Annotated in this window: 11 protein-coding genes; 10 read left to right on the plus strand and 1 reads right to left on the minus strand. The window is 40.9% G+C overall.

Annotated features, from left to right (window positions below; genetic code table 11):
• Nucleotides 1–69: 69 nt before the first annotated feature.
• Together QYB95_RS12175 and dapA are read left to right on the plus strand one after the other, a co-directional pair.
• Nucleotides 70–1107, plus strand: a complete 1038-nt coding sequence (locus QYB95_RS12175; RefSeq protein WP_301138600.1) for an aspartate-semialdehyde dehydrogenase — start codon at nt 70–72, stop codon at nt 1105–1107.
• A gap of 13 nt (nt 1108–1120) precedes the next feature.
• Nucleotides 1121–2023, plus strand: coding sequence for a 4-hydroxy-tetrahydrodipicolinate synthase (gene dapA, locus QYB95_RS12180; protein ID WP_301138601.1), 903 nt, complete (start codon nt 1121–1123; stop codon nt 2021–2023).
• 140 nt (nt 2024–2163) lie between these two features.
• Here dapA and QYB95_RS12185 read toward each other — a convergent pair whose 3' ends face one another.
• Nucleotides 2164–3078 carry a nuclease-related domain-containing protein gene (locus tag QYB95_RS12185; RefSeq protein WP_301138602.1) on the minus strand — a complete coding sequence of 305 codons (915 nt, stop codon included), beginning with the start codon at nt 3076–3078 and terminating at the stop codon, nt 2164–2166.
• Nucleotides 3079–4052: 974 nt separating this feature from the next.
• Here QYB95_RS12185 and QYB95_RS12190 point away from each other — a divergent pair.
• The 8 genes from QYB95_RS12190 (at nt 4053) to yfmF (ending at nt 15986) form a co-directional block, all read left to right on the plus strand.
• Nucleotides 4053–5720, plus strand: a complete 1668-nt coding sequence (locus QYB95_RS12190; RefSeq protein WP_301138603.1) for a ribonuclease J — start codon at nt 4053–4055, stop codon at nt 5718–5720.
• A gap of 151 nt (nt 5721–5871) precedes the next feature.
• Nucleotides 5872–8223: an FtsK/SpoIIIE family DNA translocase gene (locus tag QYB95_RS12195; RefSeq protein ID WP_301138604.1), complete on the plus strand. Its 2352-nt coding sequence runs from the start codon at nt 5872–5874 to the stop codon at nt 8221–8223.
• A 179-nt stretch (nt 8224–8402) separates the two neighbouring features.
• Nucleotides 8403–9131 carry a GntR family transcriptional regulator gene (locus tag QYB95_RS12200; protein WP_301138605.1) on the plus strand — a complete coding sequence of 243 codons (729 nt, stop codon included), beginning with the start codon at nt 8403–8405 and terminating at the stop codon, nt 9129–9131.
• Between the two features lie 54 nt (nt 9132–9185).
• The gene (locus tag QYB95_RS12205; protein ID WP_301138606.1) at nt 9186–10268 is read left to right on the plus strand and encodes a BMP family lipoprotein; all 1083 of its coding nucleotides are present in this window, start codon (nt 9186–9188) and stop codon (nt 10266–10268) included.
• A 441-nt stretch (nt 10269–10709) separates the two neighbouring features.
• Nucleotides 10710–12251 (plus strand): ABC transporter ATP-binding protein, encoded by a 1542-nt coding sequence (locus QYB95_RS12210; protein ID WP_301138607.1) that lies wholly within the window; start codon nt 10710–10712, stop codon nt 12249–12251.
• Nucleotides 12248–13297: an ABC transporter permease gene (locus QYB95_RS12215; protein ID WP_301138608.1), complete on the plus strand. Its 1050-nt coding sequence runs from the start codon at nt 12248–12250 to the stop codon at nt 13295–13297. The genes QYB95_RS12210 and QYB95_RS12215 overlap by 4 nt, the downstream gene beginning before the upstream one ends.
• A 1-nt stretch (nt 13298) precedes the next feature.
• The gene (locus tag QYB95_RS12220) at nt 13299–14258 is read left to right on the plus strand and encodes an ABC transporter permease (protein WP_301138609.1); all 960 of its coding nucleotides are present in this window, start codon (nt 13299–13301) and stop codon (nt 14256–14258) included.
• Between the two features lie 465 nt (nt 14259–14723).
• Entirely contained in the window at nt 14724–15986 is a 1263-nt protein-coding gene (gene yfmF, locus QYB95_RS12225) for an EF-P 5-aminopentanol modification-associated protein YfmF (RefSeq protein WP_301138610.1), read from the plus strand.
• Nucleotides 15987–15992: the final 6 nt, after the last annotated feature.

Genomic DNA, 15992 nt, shown 5'->3' on the forward strand with positions numbered 1-15992 from the left:
AACACAAATAGTTCTTTTTATGATACAATTTTCAACATTATGTTACTTGTATTTGAGGAGAGATGAGTTATGGCGAAAGAATTGACAGTTGCAATTGTAGGTGCAACAGGTGCAGTAGGAACAAAAATGAAGGAACAACTTTTAAAACGCAATTTTCCGATTAAACATATAAAATTTCTAGCTTCAGCTCGTTCGGCTGGAACAGAAATTGAATTCGGCGGCAACACGTATACAATCGAAGAAGCAACTCCGGAAGCATTTGAAGGGGTAGATGTTGCATTATTCTCTGCTGGTGGTTCAGTTTCGGCGAAATTAGCACCGGAAGCTGCTAAACGTGGAGCAGTGGTAATTGACAACACAAGTCACTTCCGCATGCACCCGGATGTACCTTTGGTGGTACCGGAAGTAAACAGAGAAGACCTTGCAAAGCATAACGGTATTATCGCAAACCCTAACTGTTCAACAATTCAAATGGTTGCGGCACTGCAGCCAATTCGCGAACAATTTGGTTTAACGAAAGTGATTGTTTCGACTTATCAAGCAGTATCAGGTTCAGGTGTTTCGGCGATTGAAGAACTGCGTACGCAAAGTGAACAATGGGATGCTGGTAAAAACGTAGAAGCGAACATCCTTCCGGCGAAATCAGATAAAAAACATTATCCGATCGCACGTAATGTCATTCCGCAAATTGACGTATTTACGGAAAATGGCTTTACATACGAAGAAATGAAAATGATCAACGAAACGAAAAAAATCATGCACATGCCAGACTTACCAGTTGCGGCAACATGTGTACGTGTTCCGGTTGTTTCTGGACATTCGGAGTCTGTTTATATCGAAGTAGAAAAAGAAATCAGCGTTCAAGAGATGTTTGATGTGTTAAGAAATGCTCCAGGCATTGTTCTACAAGATGATATTTCAGCACAAGACTATCCAATGCCTTTATTTGTTGAAGGGGAAGATCCGGTGTATGTTGGCCGTATTCGCCAGGACCTGTCGAACAAAAAAGGATTCCACCTATGGATCGTATCAGATAACCTACTAAAAGGTGCTGCTTTAAACTCAATTCAAATTGCCGAAAGCATGTTAGAGGATAACTTACTCTAAGGGGTGTTTATTAGTGGACCTAGGTCGAGTTGCTACTGCCATGATTACCCCATTCGACGACAATGGAGCAATTAATTATGAAGTAGCAGAACGAGTAATTGAGCACTTGATAGCAAATGGTACGGATTCGATTGTGGTATGCGGGACGACGGGAGAAACGCCGACATTATCCATCCCGGAAAAACGCGCTTTCATCGACTTTACGATTCAGAAGGTCAATAAGCGGATTCCGGTTATTGCCGGTGTCGGGTACAATGACACTGCATACACAATCGAAGCAACGAAAGTGGTTGAAGCTTTTGGTGCTGACGGCATCATGGTCGTGGCACCTTTCTATAACAAGCCAAATCAAAGAGGAATTTACGCTCACTTTGAGGCGGTTGCGAGAACTACGGAGTTGCCAATTGTCGTGTACAATGTCCCGGGACGCACGGGTGTCAACATTTCATCTGACACGACGATAGCCTTAAGCAAAATTCCAAATATCCGAATTGTGAAAGAAGCAAGCGGCAGTTTGGAACAAATGACCGAAATCCTGAGAGGCGTTTCTGATGACACGTTTGTGTACAGTGGCGATGATGCCTTAACACTGCCACTCGTTTCCATCGGGGGTAAAGGGGTCATTTCCGTTGCCTCTCACGTGATCGGGAACGAAATGCAAGAAATGATCCGCGCCTATGAAGAAGGGCGACACCAAATTGCGCACGAATACCATCAAGCAATGCTGCCACTAGCCAAACAATTATTCGTAGATCCAAACCCAGTCCCAGTCAAATACGCACTAAGCAAACTCGGCTTCCCAGTCGAACACGTACGCCTGCCACTCGTAGGAATGCTGGACGAAGACAAAAAGAAATACGATGCAATCTGGGAAGAGTTTCAGGAAAATGTTCTTGATATAAAGAGCCACTCGTGAGGGGGGTGAAGAAAAAGCAAACACTGCGGTGTTTGTTTTTTTTTTGAATAAATAGCCAAAAATAGAGGACAGCAAAGGCGGTGTGATGAGAGGTATGGTGCCATAAGTTATTATAGAGCTATAAATTAATAGATTTGCATTTACTCATAATACGACCACTTGTGTTCCCCTAACTGATTAAAATGCTTTTTTAAGCTGCGTTGTATTCGCTGTTTGGAGGAAGTGATTTTACACCATTCCACCATTTTAATTGTAGTGATTTTTTCGTTTGGAAAAAGAATTTTAAATTCTTTCACATTCCTCTCTACAGCAGAATCAAATAATTCGGAATATCCGCAGTTCGGACATGTACATTTTAAACCGATAATTTTAATTTCAAAGGAGTCGCAGAGCGCGCAAGTCATTCCTTTTTTCATTTCATTGAATTCAAATATAGGGAGTTGTTGGTATGGATTTTCTTTGATATGAAGGGATCTAAGTGTTTCAGCTAGTTCCTTATGCTGATCGTTTAAGTTTGTATGGTCTTCATTGAGCCTATTCATCAAACGTTTAACTTGACCGGGGAAGATAAAAGGTTTATCAGTTGGAGCATGATACATAGTAAATTCGGGGTTTATGAAAATTACTGAAGCTTGAATTGGAATAGCTATATTGAGTTTACGCAACATTTGGCGTAATAATGTTTCGGTACGAGATAGTTGTATTAAAGGGTTGGATATTTCTGTACGATCATTATGGAATAATCGATCTGATTTGTAATAATAATCACCCGAATAATTTTTTATCTCAAAAACATATATCTGATTGTTCATAATGATTAATGAATCAATTTGAAAAGTTTGATTGTTCGCTTTAAGTAACAAATCATTCAATATGAGACAGTCGCTCGTTAGATTCTTTGTTAAAGAATCAAACATTAACTCTCCTTCATATCCCTTCTTTAGATTCAAGTAGTTTTGTAAATCCGTTTTAGACAACTGCATTCGACGATTTAGTAATCTTAAAATAACTAACTCTGTGGGTTCAATTCTAGACTTGAAAAACAGATTCCTCATCCTTTCTTCTATTGTTAACTTATATTTTAGTAGAAAAAATCGAAATAAGTAATAAGTTTTTTCATTATTTAAATATTCGAGCATCTGATATAGATTCCAAAAACTTTCATGCATCTTCATATGGAGATCAAACGCGTTCTGAGAGAAAAAGAAGTGCAAGATGCGTTTGATAGGGTGGATAAAACGCGTTTTGAGGGAAAAAGAAGAGTGGGATGCGTTTGATAGGGTGGATGAAACGCGTTCTGAAGGAATAAGTAGAGTGAGATGCGTTTGATAAGTGGAGTCAAACGCGTTCTGAGGGAAAAAGAAGAGTGAGATGCGTTTGATAAGAGGGATGAAACGCGTTCTGAGGGAAAATGAAGAGTGAGATGCGTTTGATAGGGTGGATGAAACGCGTTCTGAAGGAAAAAGAAGAGTGAGATGCGTTTGATAAGTGGAGTCAAACGCGTTCTGAGGGAAAATGAAGTGCAAGATACGTTTGATAGGGTGGATGAAACGCGTTCTGAAGGAAAAAAAAGAGTGAGATGCGTTTGATAGGGTGGATGAAACGCGTTCTGAGGCAAAAAGAAGAGTGAGATGCGTTTGATAAGAGGGATGAAACGCGTTCTGAAGGAAAAAGAAGAGTGAGATGCGTTTGATAAGTGGAGTCAAAAGCGTTCTGAGAGAAAAAGAAGTGCAAGATGCGTTTGATAAGGAGGATGAAACGCGTTCTGAGGGAAAAAGAAGCCCAAGCTGCGTTTGATAAGACTAAACAAGTTCGTACTTAACTAAAAATTTTTGATTACTCTACCTCCTACTCCTACCGCCACTACCTCAAGAACCTAACTCATCCATCCCCCACACCCAAAATCCCCCAATCCACCCCGAACCGCCATACTTTGTAAAAATTTCGCTTTTTTATTTGTGCTTCCACCAACGACACCGTATAATGGGGTATAAGTGGTTGCGTTCGGGATATTATAGGAGGAAATCAAGTGACAAAGACTAAAAACGAAGTAATCCGAGTAATCCCTCTTGGCGGAGTTGGAGAAATCGGAAAATCGATGTATGTAATTGAAATCGATGACGAACTTTTCATTGTGGACAGTGGATTAATGTTCCCCGAAGATGAAATGCTTGGAATTGATATTGTCATCCCTGACATTACATACCTGGAAGAGAACAAAGAGCGTGTGAAAGGGATATTCCTGACACATGGACATGAAGATGCAATTGGTTCGATTGCGTATGTATTGCAAAAGATTAAAGCACCGGTTTATGGTTCAAAACTGACGGTGGCTTTAGCGAAGGAACACCTGAAAGATCTACAAGTTTCACAACCCGTGAAGTTTTTTGAAGTAACAAATAAAAGCCGCATGAACTTTAATACGACGTATGTAACATTCTTCCATACGACACATAGCATTCCGGATTCATTGGGAGTTGTTTTCCATACTTCGGAAGGGGCGATCGTGCATACGGGGGAATTTAAATTTGACCAGTCGGCAAAGGGCAAGTTTAAACCGGATATTGCGAAAATGGCGCAGTTGGGTGAAGAAGGCGTATTTATGCTGCTTTCCGAGTCAACGGAAGCAGAGCGTCCTGGCCATACAACAAGTGAAGTCGTGATTGAAGAAAAACTGGCGAAATACTTCCATGCTGCACCTGCCCGTATCCTTGTGGCTGTGTATGCATCGAATTTCATTCGCATTCAGCAAGTATTCAACCATGCCCAGGAATCTGGCCGAAAAGTGGCTGTTGTTGGGAAGAGCCTGGAAAAAGTAATCGACATCGGTTTAAATCTTGGCTATTTAACGGTGGATGAAACAACACTTATCCCGGTCAACACAATTCAGAAGTATCCGGATGAGGAACTCATTATCCTGGTGACGAGCAATCAAGGTGAACCACTTGAGGCGATCGATAAAATTGTCCGAAAGCAGCACCGTGATATCCGCATAAAAGACACGGATACAGTATTGATTACGTTTACGCCATCTCCAGGGATGGAAGTTCAAATGGGAACAGCCATGAACAATCTTGCGAAAGCAGGGGCAAATGTTCTGGCGGCCGATAAGAAAATTCACGTTTCAGGTCATGGCAGCCAAGAAGATTTAAAAATGATGCTGAACTTAATGAAACCAAAATATTTTATCCCGATCCAGGGCGAGTACAGAATGTTAATTGCCCATTCCAAACTGGCACAACAAGTTGGGATGAAAAAATCGCAGATCTTTATCGCCGACAAAGGGGATATCGTTGAATACAAAAATGGTAAAATGAGGATGAGCGGCCGTGTACAAGCAGGCAATGTCCTGATTGACGGAATTGGTGTAGGTGATGTAGGGAACATCGTCTTGAGAGATCGTAAATTATTATCCCAAGATGGCATTTTCATCGTTGTCGTGACACTAAACCGTGCACAAAAAAGAATTGCCTCCGGTCCGGAAATTTTATCGCGCGGATTTGTTTATGTGCGTGAGTCAGAAGAGTTAATCCTAGAAGCTACTGAACTTGCACGAACTGTTATTGAAAAGTATGTTAACAAAGATACATTTGAATGGACAAACATTAAACAAGAAATCCGTGATACACTAAATGCTTACTTATTCCAAAAAACAAAGCGCCGCCCAATGATTATCCCAATTATCATGGAATATTAAGCGAAAGATTAGGTGCGTTGTAGACAATAAAATACGTTCTTCCTTTTTCGGATGTGAGGAACCGTCGCAACAAAAGGATTTTCTTAACCGTTTCTGGTCGAGGAAATCCTTTTTGTCTTCAACAAAAGTTATAAAGAAGAGGTGAATTCAGGTGGCAGAAAGAAAGACGAAAGCCAAAAAGGGACTACATCCATTAGCATATGAAATTATCGGTTTATTATTAATAGGTTTTGCCATTATCATCTTCTTTGAATATGGGGTGGTCGGGAGAACGATACAAACCGTTTCGATGTTTTTGTTTGGCAATCTTCACATTGTGGTGCCATTTTTTTCGGTACTGATTGCCGTCTTGCTAATGATCAATAGAGAAGGAATCAAGTTTACGGACCGTATTGTGCAAGGTTCGATTTTAATTGTGTGCAGTTTGGCGATTTTTAGCCACAGTGTGCTTTTTGAGGAATTGCATAATAGCGACAAATTATTAACGGACTCCGTTATCCGCGAAACTTGGCGTCTATTAATCGATATGGAAGGAATCCAGAATCGCAGCAATGCCATAGGCGGCGGGATGATCGGCGCCTTGCTTTTCAGTATGTTCCATATTTTGTTTGATTCCACGGGTGCGAAAATTGCCGCATGGTTTCTTTTCTTCACCGGCATGATTTTGATTACCGGTAAAGCACTTGTACCCATTTTGGTCGAAAATGCACCGAAATGGAAAAAGAAATTTCCCCGAAAAAAGCGAAGAGCAAAGCCTGTTGTCAAAGATGAAAAGAAACCAAAACGCTCACGCTCAAAGAATGAGGGGGTTTCGGATGAAATTGCAGCAACCTCTGCAGAACCGGCACGCGGGAAAAAACAAAAAAGGAAACGTCAACCCGAGCCGGTGATTGAACAACTCATCGATGAAGAAGAGGATGATTTCGATGAAGAACCGATCATCTCTGCCTTTACACAGCATATTCAGCATACACAGCCGGCACCTGCCCAAATTACCATTAAAGAAGAAGAGCCGGAAATTGAAGATAAATCGAATATCGACGAAGTGATTCAAAAAGCCGTGGAAACAAATATTGAAAATGTTGATTATCGACTACCTACCATGGATTTGTTACTATTGCCTCCAGCTTATGACCAAAGTGGGGAATATTCGGTCATCCAGGCAAATGCCAAAAAGTTGGAGCAGACCTTCTTAAGTTTCGGGGTGAAGGCGAAAGTGACACAAGTGCATCTTGGCCCTGCTGTAACCAAATATGAGGTAATGCCGGATGTAGGAGTAAAAGTAAGCAAGATTGTCAGTTTAACAGATGACTTGGCATTAGCACTTGCGGCCAAGGATATTCGGATGGAGGCGCCGATTCCGGGGAAATCTGCCATCGGGATTGAAGTGCCGAATAGCGAAATTGCGATGGTGACATTGCGCGAGGTTCTTGAAGCAAAAGAAAATAATAAACCGGATTCAAAATTATTGATTGGCTTCGGTCGGGATATTACGGGACAAGCCATCTTGGCCGAGTTGAATAAAATGCCTCACTTGCTTGTGGCAGGTTCGACAGGTAGTGGTAAATCGGTATGTATCAATGGAATTATCATTTCTATTTTAATGCGGGCTGCACCGCATGAAGTGAAAATGATGCTAATCGATCCGAAGATGGTTGAACTAAACGTCTATAATGGGATTCCGCATTTGCTGGCACCCGTTGTGACAGATGCACGAAAGGCATCCCAGGCACTGCAAAAAGTCGTATCGGAAATGGAACGACGATATGATTTATTTTCTCATACCGGTACTAGAAATATTAAAGGATATAACGATCACATTGATAAGCACAATTTGCAAAATCAAGAAAAGCAACCAAAACTTCCATATATTGTCGTGATAATCGATGAGTTGGCCGATCTTATGATGGTTGCCTCCCATGATGTCGAGGATTCAATCACGCGTTTGGCACAAATGGCCCGTGCTGCCGGAATTCATTTAATCATTGCCACTCAACGTCCATCCGTGGATGTTATTACGGGTGTCATTAAAGCCAATATCCCTTCCCGTATCGCTTTTGCAGTCTCATCTGCAATCGATTCGCGCACAATACTGGATATGGGCGGTGCTGAAAGGCTGCTTGGAAGAGGGGATATGTTATTCTTGCCGGCTGGCTCGTCCAAACCGGTGCGGGTTCAAGGATCATTCCTATCAGATGAAGAAGTAGAAGAGGTAGTGGACTTTGTTATAGAACAACAAAAAGCCCAATATGACGAAACGATGATTCCGACGGATGAACCGGAAAAATCCTTTGAAGAGGAAACGGACGATCTCTATGATGAGGCTGTCCAGCTTGTAGTCGAAATGCAGACCGCATCCGTATCGATGCTCCAAAGACGCTTTAGAATTGGCTATTCCAGAGCTGCCCGTATCGTTGATCAAATGGAAGTCAGGGGGGTAGTCGGTCCACCGGATGGAAGCCGACCAAGACAAGTGCTATTGGATAAGGCGAATGCAGAATGATGGGTAAAGTTGTAAAATACATCAATATGTGATAGTTTTTCTACATCTTGTTACCTATTACACAACAGTTTTTTATTTTTACTATTTTCATTATTCGAGAAAAATGGTATATTATGAATCGATTAGTAGGAAAGTTCAACATCAGATGTCTGATCTTGCGTTGTATGGTGGTGATGAAATTGTCGATAAAAACAGATCATCGTCATTTATATCTCCAAGTTATTGATCGATTAAAGGCGGATATTGAAAATGGTATCTATCGTGAAAATGAAAAGTTGCCATCGGAATTCGAATTATCGAAAAAACTTGGTATAAGTCGAGCAACTCTGCGTGAGGCGCTTCGGCTATTGGAAGAGGAAAATATCATCGTCAGGCGTCATGGTGTAGGAACGTTTGTGAATCCAAAACCTGTGTTTACATCAGGAATTGAACATTTATCAAGCATTTCCTCCATGATTGAAAATGCTGGAATGACACCGGGGACCGTCTTCATTGATGCCACCGAATGTACTCCTTCAGATGATGATATAGAACGCTTTCAATGTGACAAGGATGACCAGGTATTAACAATTGAACGTGTTAGAACTGCTGATGGGGAGCCAGTTGTTTATTGTCTAGATAAAGTACTAGCCAAACATCTTCCAGCTGATTATGTTCAAAACAGGGAAGTATCCATTTTCTCGGCGCTTGAACAAGCAGGTGATATCCATGTTGCCTATGCAGTCACTTACATAGATCCAATAGGCTATCATGAACAAGTATCGCCCATCTTGAATTGTGGCCGGGAAACAGCATTACTCGTATTAAAACAACTTCATTATGATGATAATGATCGTGTTGTTCTTTATTCCAAGAACTACTTCAGGGCTGATAAATTCAGCTTCCATGTAATTCGAAAACGAGTGTAGAACATTTCTGAAATTAATTTCCTGCTAATTACAAATCTTTGGGGGGTAACACAAATGAAAAAACGTAAATTTGGTTTAGCTCTTGCTTCAATCTTTGCGGCCGGTTCAATCCTTGCTGCTTGTGGCGGAGGCGAAGACAAAGAAGAAACAACAAAAACAGATTCTGGCAATACTGAAGAAACTTCAGATTTCTCAGTAGCAATGGTTACGGATACAGGTGGGGTTGACGACAAATCATTCAACCAATCTACTTGGGAAGGTATCCAGGCATTTGGTGAAGAAAACGGTCTTGAAAAAGGCGACGGTGGTTTCGACTACCTGCAATCAGCTGCAGAATCTGATTATGTAACAAATTTAAATAGCTTGATCCGTCGTGATTTCGACTTAGTATTTGCAGTAGGTTTTGCATTACACAATGCTGTAGCGGAAGTTGCTGATCAACAACAAGATGCAAAAATCGCAATTATCGATGAAGTAGTAGCTGAAAAAGATAACGTGGCTTCAATTATGTTCCGTGCAAACGAAGCATCTTACCTTGCTGGTGTAGCAGCAGCAACAGAAACAAAATCTGGTAAAATCGGTTTCCTTGGTGGTGTAACTGGAGAAATTATCGGTGGATTCCAAGCTGGTTTCGAAGCTGGTGTAGCAGCAGTTAACCCTGATATTGAAGTTGACGTAGAATATGCAGAAAGCTTTACTGACGCTGCAAAAGGTCAACAAATCGCTAAAAGAATGTATGATTCTGGTGTAGACATTATCTTCCATGCAGCTGGTGGTGTAGGTAACGGTTTATTCACGGAAGCAAAAGAACGTAAAGCAAAAGATCCTAACGCTAACGTATGGGTTATCGGAGTTGACCGTGACCAATATGACGAAGGACAAGTTGATGATTCAACTAACATCGTATTAACATCTGTATTAAAACGAGTAGACGTTGCAGCTAAAGAAGTTGCTCAATTAGCTAAAGACGGTGAGTTCCCTGGTGGTGAGGTAATCACTTACGGTTTAACTGATGGTGGAGTTGACCTTGCTGATTCTCGTGGTGCTATCTCTGAAGAGACTTTAACAACTGTTGAAGAGTACAAACAAAAAATCATCGATGGTGAAATCACAGTTCCAGAACAACCAGAAGAATAATCACTTTATTTGATCATGAAGGCTAGCTATGCTAGTCTTCATGTTTTGTAAAGAGGTATTCGTTTAAATCTTCAGTAAACTTATATTCATAAAAAAATTTTGCCTAAAACGTAAGGGAAATCTCGAAATCGAATCATATTTGCTTTGCTTATTTACGAAGTTAATTTTCAGAATAAAGAAACTTGTGAAAGCGCTTTTTGCAAAAAGCCTTGGTATGACTGAATTGATAGATGAAAGGTTTGAATTTATACGTATTTTACATAAATTACTGTCTTAAATTAAAACCTTTCTTGTGTTAATTTATATACAACACTAGTAATCTCTTTTTCATACTGATATCAATCTAGTAAAAAGGACATCAGGATGAAAGAAACATAGATTTGCACTTTTTGGCGAATTTATGTTTTCCACTATTAAAAAGTATCCAAGGGAGTGAACACATTGGAATATGTAATTGAAATGCTTGGAATCCGTAAGCAATTTGGGGATTTTGTAGCCAATGATAACATCACCCTTCAACTTAAAAAAGGCGAGATTCATGCACTTCTCGGTGAAAATGGTGCAGGGAAATCTACGTTGATGAATGTCCTGTTTGGGTTATATCAGCCTGAAGCCGGAAAAATCCGTGTTCGTGGGAAAGATGTAAAAATTACTGACCCGAATGTAGCCAATAAGCTTGGCATCGGAATGGTGCATCAACACTTTATGTTAGTTGAAAATTTTACGGTGACTGAAAACATCATTCTTGGTAATGAACCTACGAAGATGGGAACGATCAACATCAAAGACGCTTCAAAGAAAGTACAGGCACTATCTGAACAGTACGGCTTGAATGTAGATCCATACGCAAAAATAGAAGATATTTCTGTTGGAATGCAGCAGCGTGTCGAAATTTTGAAAACACTTTATCGTGGTGCTGACATTATTATTTTTGATGAACCAACCGCTTCGTTGACACCACAAGAGATTACGGAGCTTATGCAGATTATGAAACGCTTAATTGCAGAGGGTAAATCAATTATTCTTATTACGCATAAGCTAAACGAAATTATGGAAGTATCCGATCAAGTAACTGTTATCCGCAAAGGTAAAGGAATTGGGACTGTTACTACTGCAGAAACGAATCCAACAGAACTTGCCGAGCTAATGGTAGGTCGTCAAGTTGTGTTCAAAACTGAAAAAATTGCTGCTAACCCAAAAGAAGTAGTTCTTCAGATCGATTCACTGACAGTGGCAGATAACCGTGGAATTGATAAGGTGAAAAACCTTAACCTGACAGTGCGTGCGGGTGAAATTGTAGGGATTGCAGGGATTGATGGAAATGGTCAATCCGAACTGATCGAGGCAATCACGGGACTTCGCAAAGCCAAAAACGGTCACATTAAACTAAATGGCAAGGAAATTACTGGCTTAAAACCTAGGAAAATTACCGAATCCGGTGTAGGTCATATTCCTCAGGACCGTCATAAGCATGGACTGGTTCTGGATTTCCCAATCGGTCACAATATTGCATTGCAAACGTACTATAACAAACCAATTTCCAAAAACGGTGTGATTGATTATAAGAAAGTAAATGAATTTGCTCGTCAAATCATTGAGCAATATGATGTACGTTCTGGTGAGGGAGAAATGTCCCTGGCCCGTTCACTATCAGGTGGTAACCAGCAAAAAGCCATTATTGGTCGTGAAGTAGAGCGTAATCCGGACTTGCTTATTGCGGCATTGCCAACTCGTGGTCTTGATGTTGGAGCAATTGAATTTATCCATAAACGTTTGATCGAACAACGTGATAAAGGAAAAGCTGTTTTATTAATTTCCTTTGAATTGGATGAAGTAATGAACGTTTCGGACCAGATTGCTGTTATTTATGATGGTTATATAATTGATACAGTAAATCCTCATGAAACAAATGAGCAAGAACTAGGATTGCTTATGGCTGGGCAATCACTGCAAGATAATAAAAAGGTAGGTGGTACTCAATGAGTAAACGAATGGTGAATATACTCGTTCCACTTATCTCGATCCTATTAGGTTTAATCATTGGTGCGATCGTAATGGCAATCAGTGGTTTTAACCCGATAGATGGATATATGGCACTATGGAACGGTATCTTTATGGATACTTATACAATGGGTGAAACGGTCCGCCAAATTACACCTTATATATTTTCTGGTTTGGCTGTAGCCTTTGCATTCCGTACAGGACTATTCAACATCGGGGTTGAAGGTCAGCTGATCATGGGATGGCTGGCAGCTGCCTGGGTTGGGCAAGCTTTCGAATTGCCGGCAGTGGTGCACGTACCTTTAGCATTAATCGCTGCAGCATCAGCAGGTGCTTTATGGGCCTTCATTCCTGGTTTACTGAAAGCAAAACTTCAAGTCCACGAAGTTATCGTTACAATTATGATGAACTATACAGCATTGCATGTTGCAAACGCATTAATCGGCGTGATTTCCGGCGGCGAGGAACGTACAGAAAAGATTCACGAATCTGCATCTTTACGTTCTGACCTCCTGGAATCCATGACTGATTACTCACGTCTGCATTGGGGATTCATCGTTGCATTATTAGCAGTAATCGTCATGTGGTTCATCTTACAAAGAACTACGCTTGGGTATGAGTTAAAAGCAGTAGGGTTTAATAAAAACGCATCCGAATACGCAGGGATGAATGTAAATAAAAACATTATTTTAGCCATGGTTATTTCTGGGTCTTTCGCCGGACTCGGTGGTGCGATGGAAGCACTAGGAACATTTGAAAATATGTCGAAACTACATGCCGCTACAGGTATCGGGTTTGACGGAATCGCCGTTGCCCTGCTAGGTGCCAACCAGCCATTCGGAGTTCTTTTAGGAGCAATTCTATTTGGTGCATTAAAAAATGGTGGTTTAAATATGCCGAGTGAAGCAGGCGTTCCAACCGAAATCGTTTCGATCGTTATTGCGCTGATTATCTTCTTCGTAGCTTCAGGTTACATTATTCGCGTGGCGCTTGAGCGTTTCGGTAAAAAGAGAAAGGAGGAAAAATAACATGAGCTTTTTAGAAGTGCTATATTTTATTATTCCTTCTGCCATCTTCTATGCAGCGCCATTAATCTTTACGGCAATCGGTGGTGTATTCACTGAGAGATCAGGGGTTGTCAACATTGGTCTTGAAGGGATTATGATTGTTGGTGCAGCCAGCAGTATTATTTTCAACCTTACATTTGCGGATCAATTAGGGAATGCAACGCCTTGGATAGGATTGCTTGTTGCAATGGTCTTTGGTATCCTGATTTCATTAATCCTGGCTGTTGCAGCAGTATCATTGCGAGCAGACCAAACTGTTTCAGGGGTTGCGCTAAACCTGCTGGGTCTTGCCGTTGCAGTCTTTGTTGTTAAAATGATTTATGATAAAGGGCAAACAGACTCGATTACAGAACGTTTCTCACGTTTTGATATTCCTGGTTTGAGCGAGATTCCGATCATCGGGAAAATGTTCTTCGTAGACGTATATGCAACTTCTATTTTAGCGATAGCCGTTGCCTTCATAGCTTGGTATATAATCTACAAAACTCCTTTTGGCTTACGACTAAGATCAGTAGGGGAACACCCAATGGCTGCCGATACAATGGGTGTAAATGTAACGAAAATGCGATATGTTGCGGTTATGATTTCCGGAGCACTGGGAGCTATCGGTGGTGCGATTTACGCACAAGCAATTTCCGGAAGCTTTGGTGCTTCCACAATCAGCGGGCAGGGCTTCATGGCCATTGCAGCGATGATCTTCGGTAAATGGCATCCACTAGGTGCTCTAGGCGCAGCCCTATTCTTCGGTTTCGCGCAGGCACTAAGTGTTGTGGGTGGGTCCATTCCATATGTACAAGACGTACCAGATATCTTCCTATTAATCTTGCCTTACGTCTTAACAATCCTGGCCTTGGCTGGATTCATCGGAAAAGCCAATGCTCCAAAAGCAAGTGGTGTACCTTATATTAAAGGTAAACGTTAATTTCATGTGATGAGTTTTAATGAAAAACGTCTTCTCTGTTGTGGAGGAGGCGTTTTTTTGCTTCCTTTTTAGGTAGGGAGAGTGCTGCTCCTGATAATCTCAAGCCACTTTTTGTCGAAATCTAGCCGCTTTTCGCAATAATCAAGCCACTTTTTGTCGAAGTCTGAGCCGCTTTTCGTAATAATCTAGCCACTTCAAATTTCAGGAAGTTTACTGACCCGATCAATATTAAATTCTTTCTCCCGCCAATTTCATGAATCAAACCTACAATCAAGGGCAAAATGTATAAATGGATAAGGTAGTTTAGAAACAAATTGGATTATTTTTGCATAATCACCAATTCTACATGTATAGTAGTATTATCACTCTTTTTTCAAGTCCCACAAGATTCGCGGGACCACAAACCTAGTTAATAAACAATCAGTGTGCATGAGCAGATTACTGATGACGATCGGAGGAATTTTTTTGTTTTTATCGACACAGATTGCAGAGGGTGTAAATCTGCATATTCGACAAACGACACAATTCAAAACTGTGAGTTTTTCAATAAAATTTAGAGCCCCATTAGATCAGCAGACAGCTGCAGAACGTGCAGTATTGTCAAATGTTCTTCAGCACAGTAATGGGAAATTTAAAAAATCGGCCGAATTTAGAAGCTATCTGGATGATTTATTTGGTACGGTTCTTTATTTTGACGCGTCGAAACGCGGCAGTGAGCATACACTTCTATTAAATGTTGAGACTGTAAATGATCAATATCTACAGCAAAACAAAGTATTTAATGAAGTGCTGGAGCTTATTAATACAGCAATTCTGGAACCGAATTATGAAAATGGAACTTTTGTGCCATCAATTGTTGAGCGTGAAAAGGAAATGATCATCCAGCGTATTCAGTCCATTTTTGATGAGAAAACACGCTATGCACAGCACCGTCTAACACAAATTCTTCGTCCGAATCACCCGGCTTCCATCTCGGCAAACGGAACGATTGATACAGTTAAGGCAATCACGCCGGAATCGTTAACTAAAGCCTATGAGACAATGATTAACGAAGATCGCATCGATATCTATGTGGTAGGAGATATCGATGTGGAAGCTGTGCAAAAGAAGCTAACTGAAGCTCTTCCATTTAAAGACCGTACGCCTAAGAAAGCAGAGCCAGTTACGAACGAATCAAAACCGGAAAAAGAGTATACGAAAGAACAGCAGGAAATGAAACAAGGAAAGCTGCATATCGGCTTTAGTACACCAGTGCGTTTTGGCGATGAAGATTATGCCAAGATGCAAATTTTCAATGGTATCTTCGGCGGCTATGCCCACTCTAAATTGTTCATGAATGTTCGGGAAAAAGAAAGCTTGGCTTACTATGCTTCAAGCTCTTATAATTCCCAGTACGGTTTGGTTTATGTTGTGTCGGGAATTGAGCCTTCCAATGAAAAGAAGGCAACAGACGTAATTAAAGAGCAATTGGAAGCCATGAAAAATGGTGAAATCACGGATTTGGAACTTTCTCAAACAAAAGCCATGCTTGTGAACCAGCTGAAAGAAACACTTGATCTTGCACGCGGGCAAATCGAGATTTTCGATCAGTATAAGCAGCTGGATGAAACTTTCTCCGTGGATACTTGGAAGGAACGTTGGGATCAGGTAACAAAAGAGGACGTGCAAAAAATGGCTTCTCAAGTACAGCTGGAAGCAATTTATTTCTTATCTGGGAAGGAGGCCTAAATCGTC

The organism is Ureibacillus aquaedulcis (assembly GCF_030418165.1).
Classification (GTDB): Bacteria; Bacillota; Bacilli; order Bacillales_A; family Planococcaceae; genus Ureibacillus; species Ureibacillus aquaedulcis.

What these genes read in the sequence shown, in the direction of transcription:
- QYB95_RS12220 (WP_301138609.1), top strand. Translation starts at nt 13,299, where the DNA reads ATGAGCTTTTTAGAAGTGCTATATTTTATTATTCCTTCTGCCATCTTC.
- QYB95_RS12205 (WP_301138606.1), top strand. Translation starts at nt 9,186, where the DNA reads ATGAAAAAACGTAAATTTGGTTTAGCTCTTGCTTCAATCTTTGCGGCC.
- QYB95_RS12185 (WP_301138602.1), bottom strand. Translation starts at nt 3,078, where the DNA reads ATGAGGAATCTGTTTTTCAAGTCTAGAATTGAACCCACAGAGTTAGTT.
- QYB95_RS12175 (WP_301138600.1), top strand. Translation starts at nt 70, where the DNA reads ATGGCGAAAGAATTGACAGTTGCAATTGTAGGTGCAACAGGTGCAGTA.
- QYB95_RS12215 (WP_301138608.1), top strand. Translation starts at nt 12,248, where the DNA reads ATGAGTAAACGAATGGTGAATATACTCGTTCCACTTATCTCGATCCTA.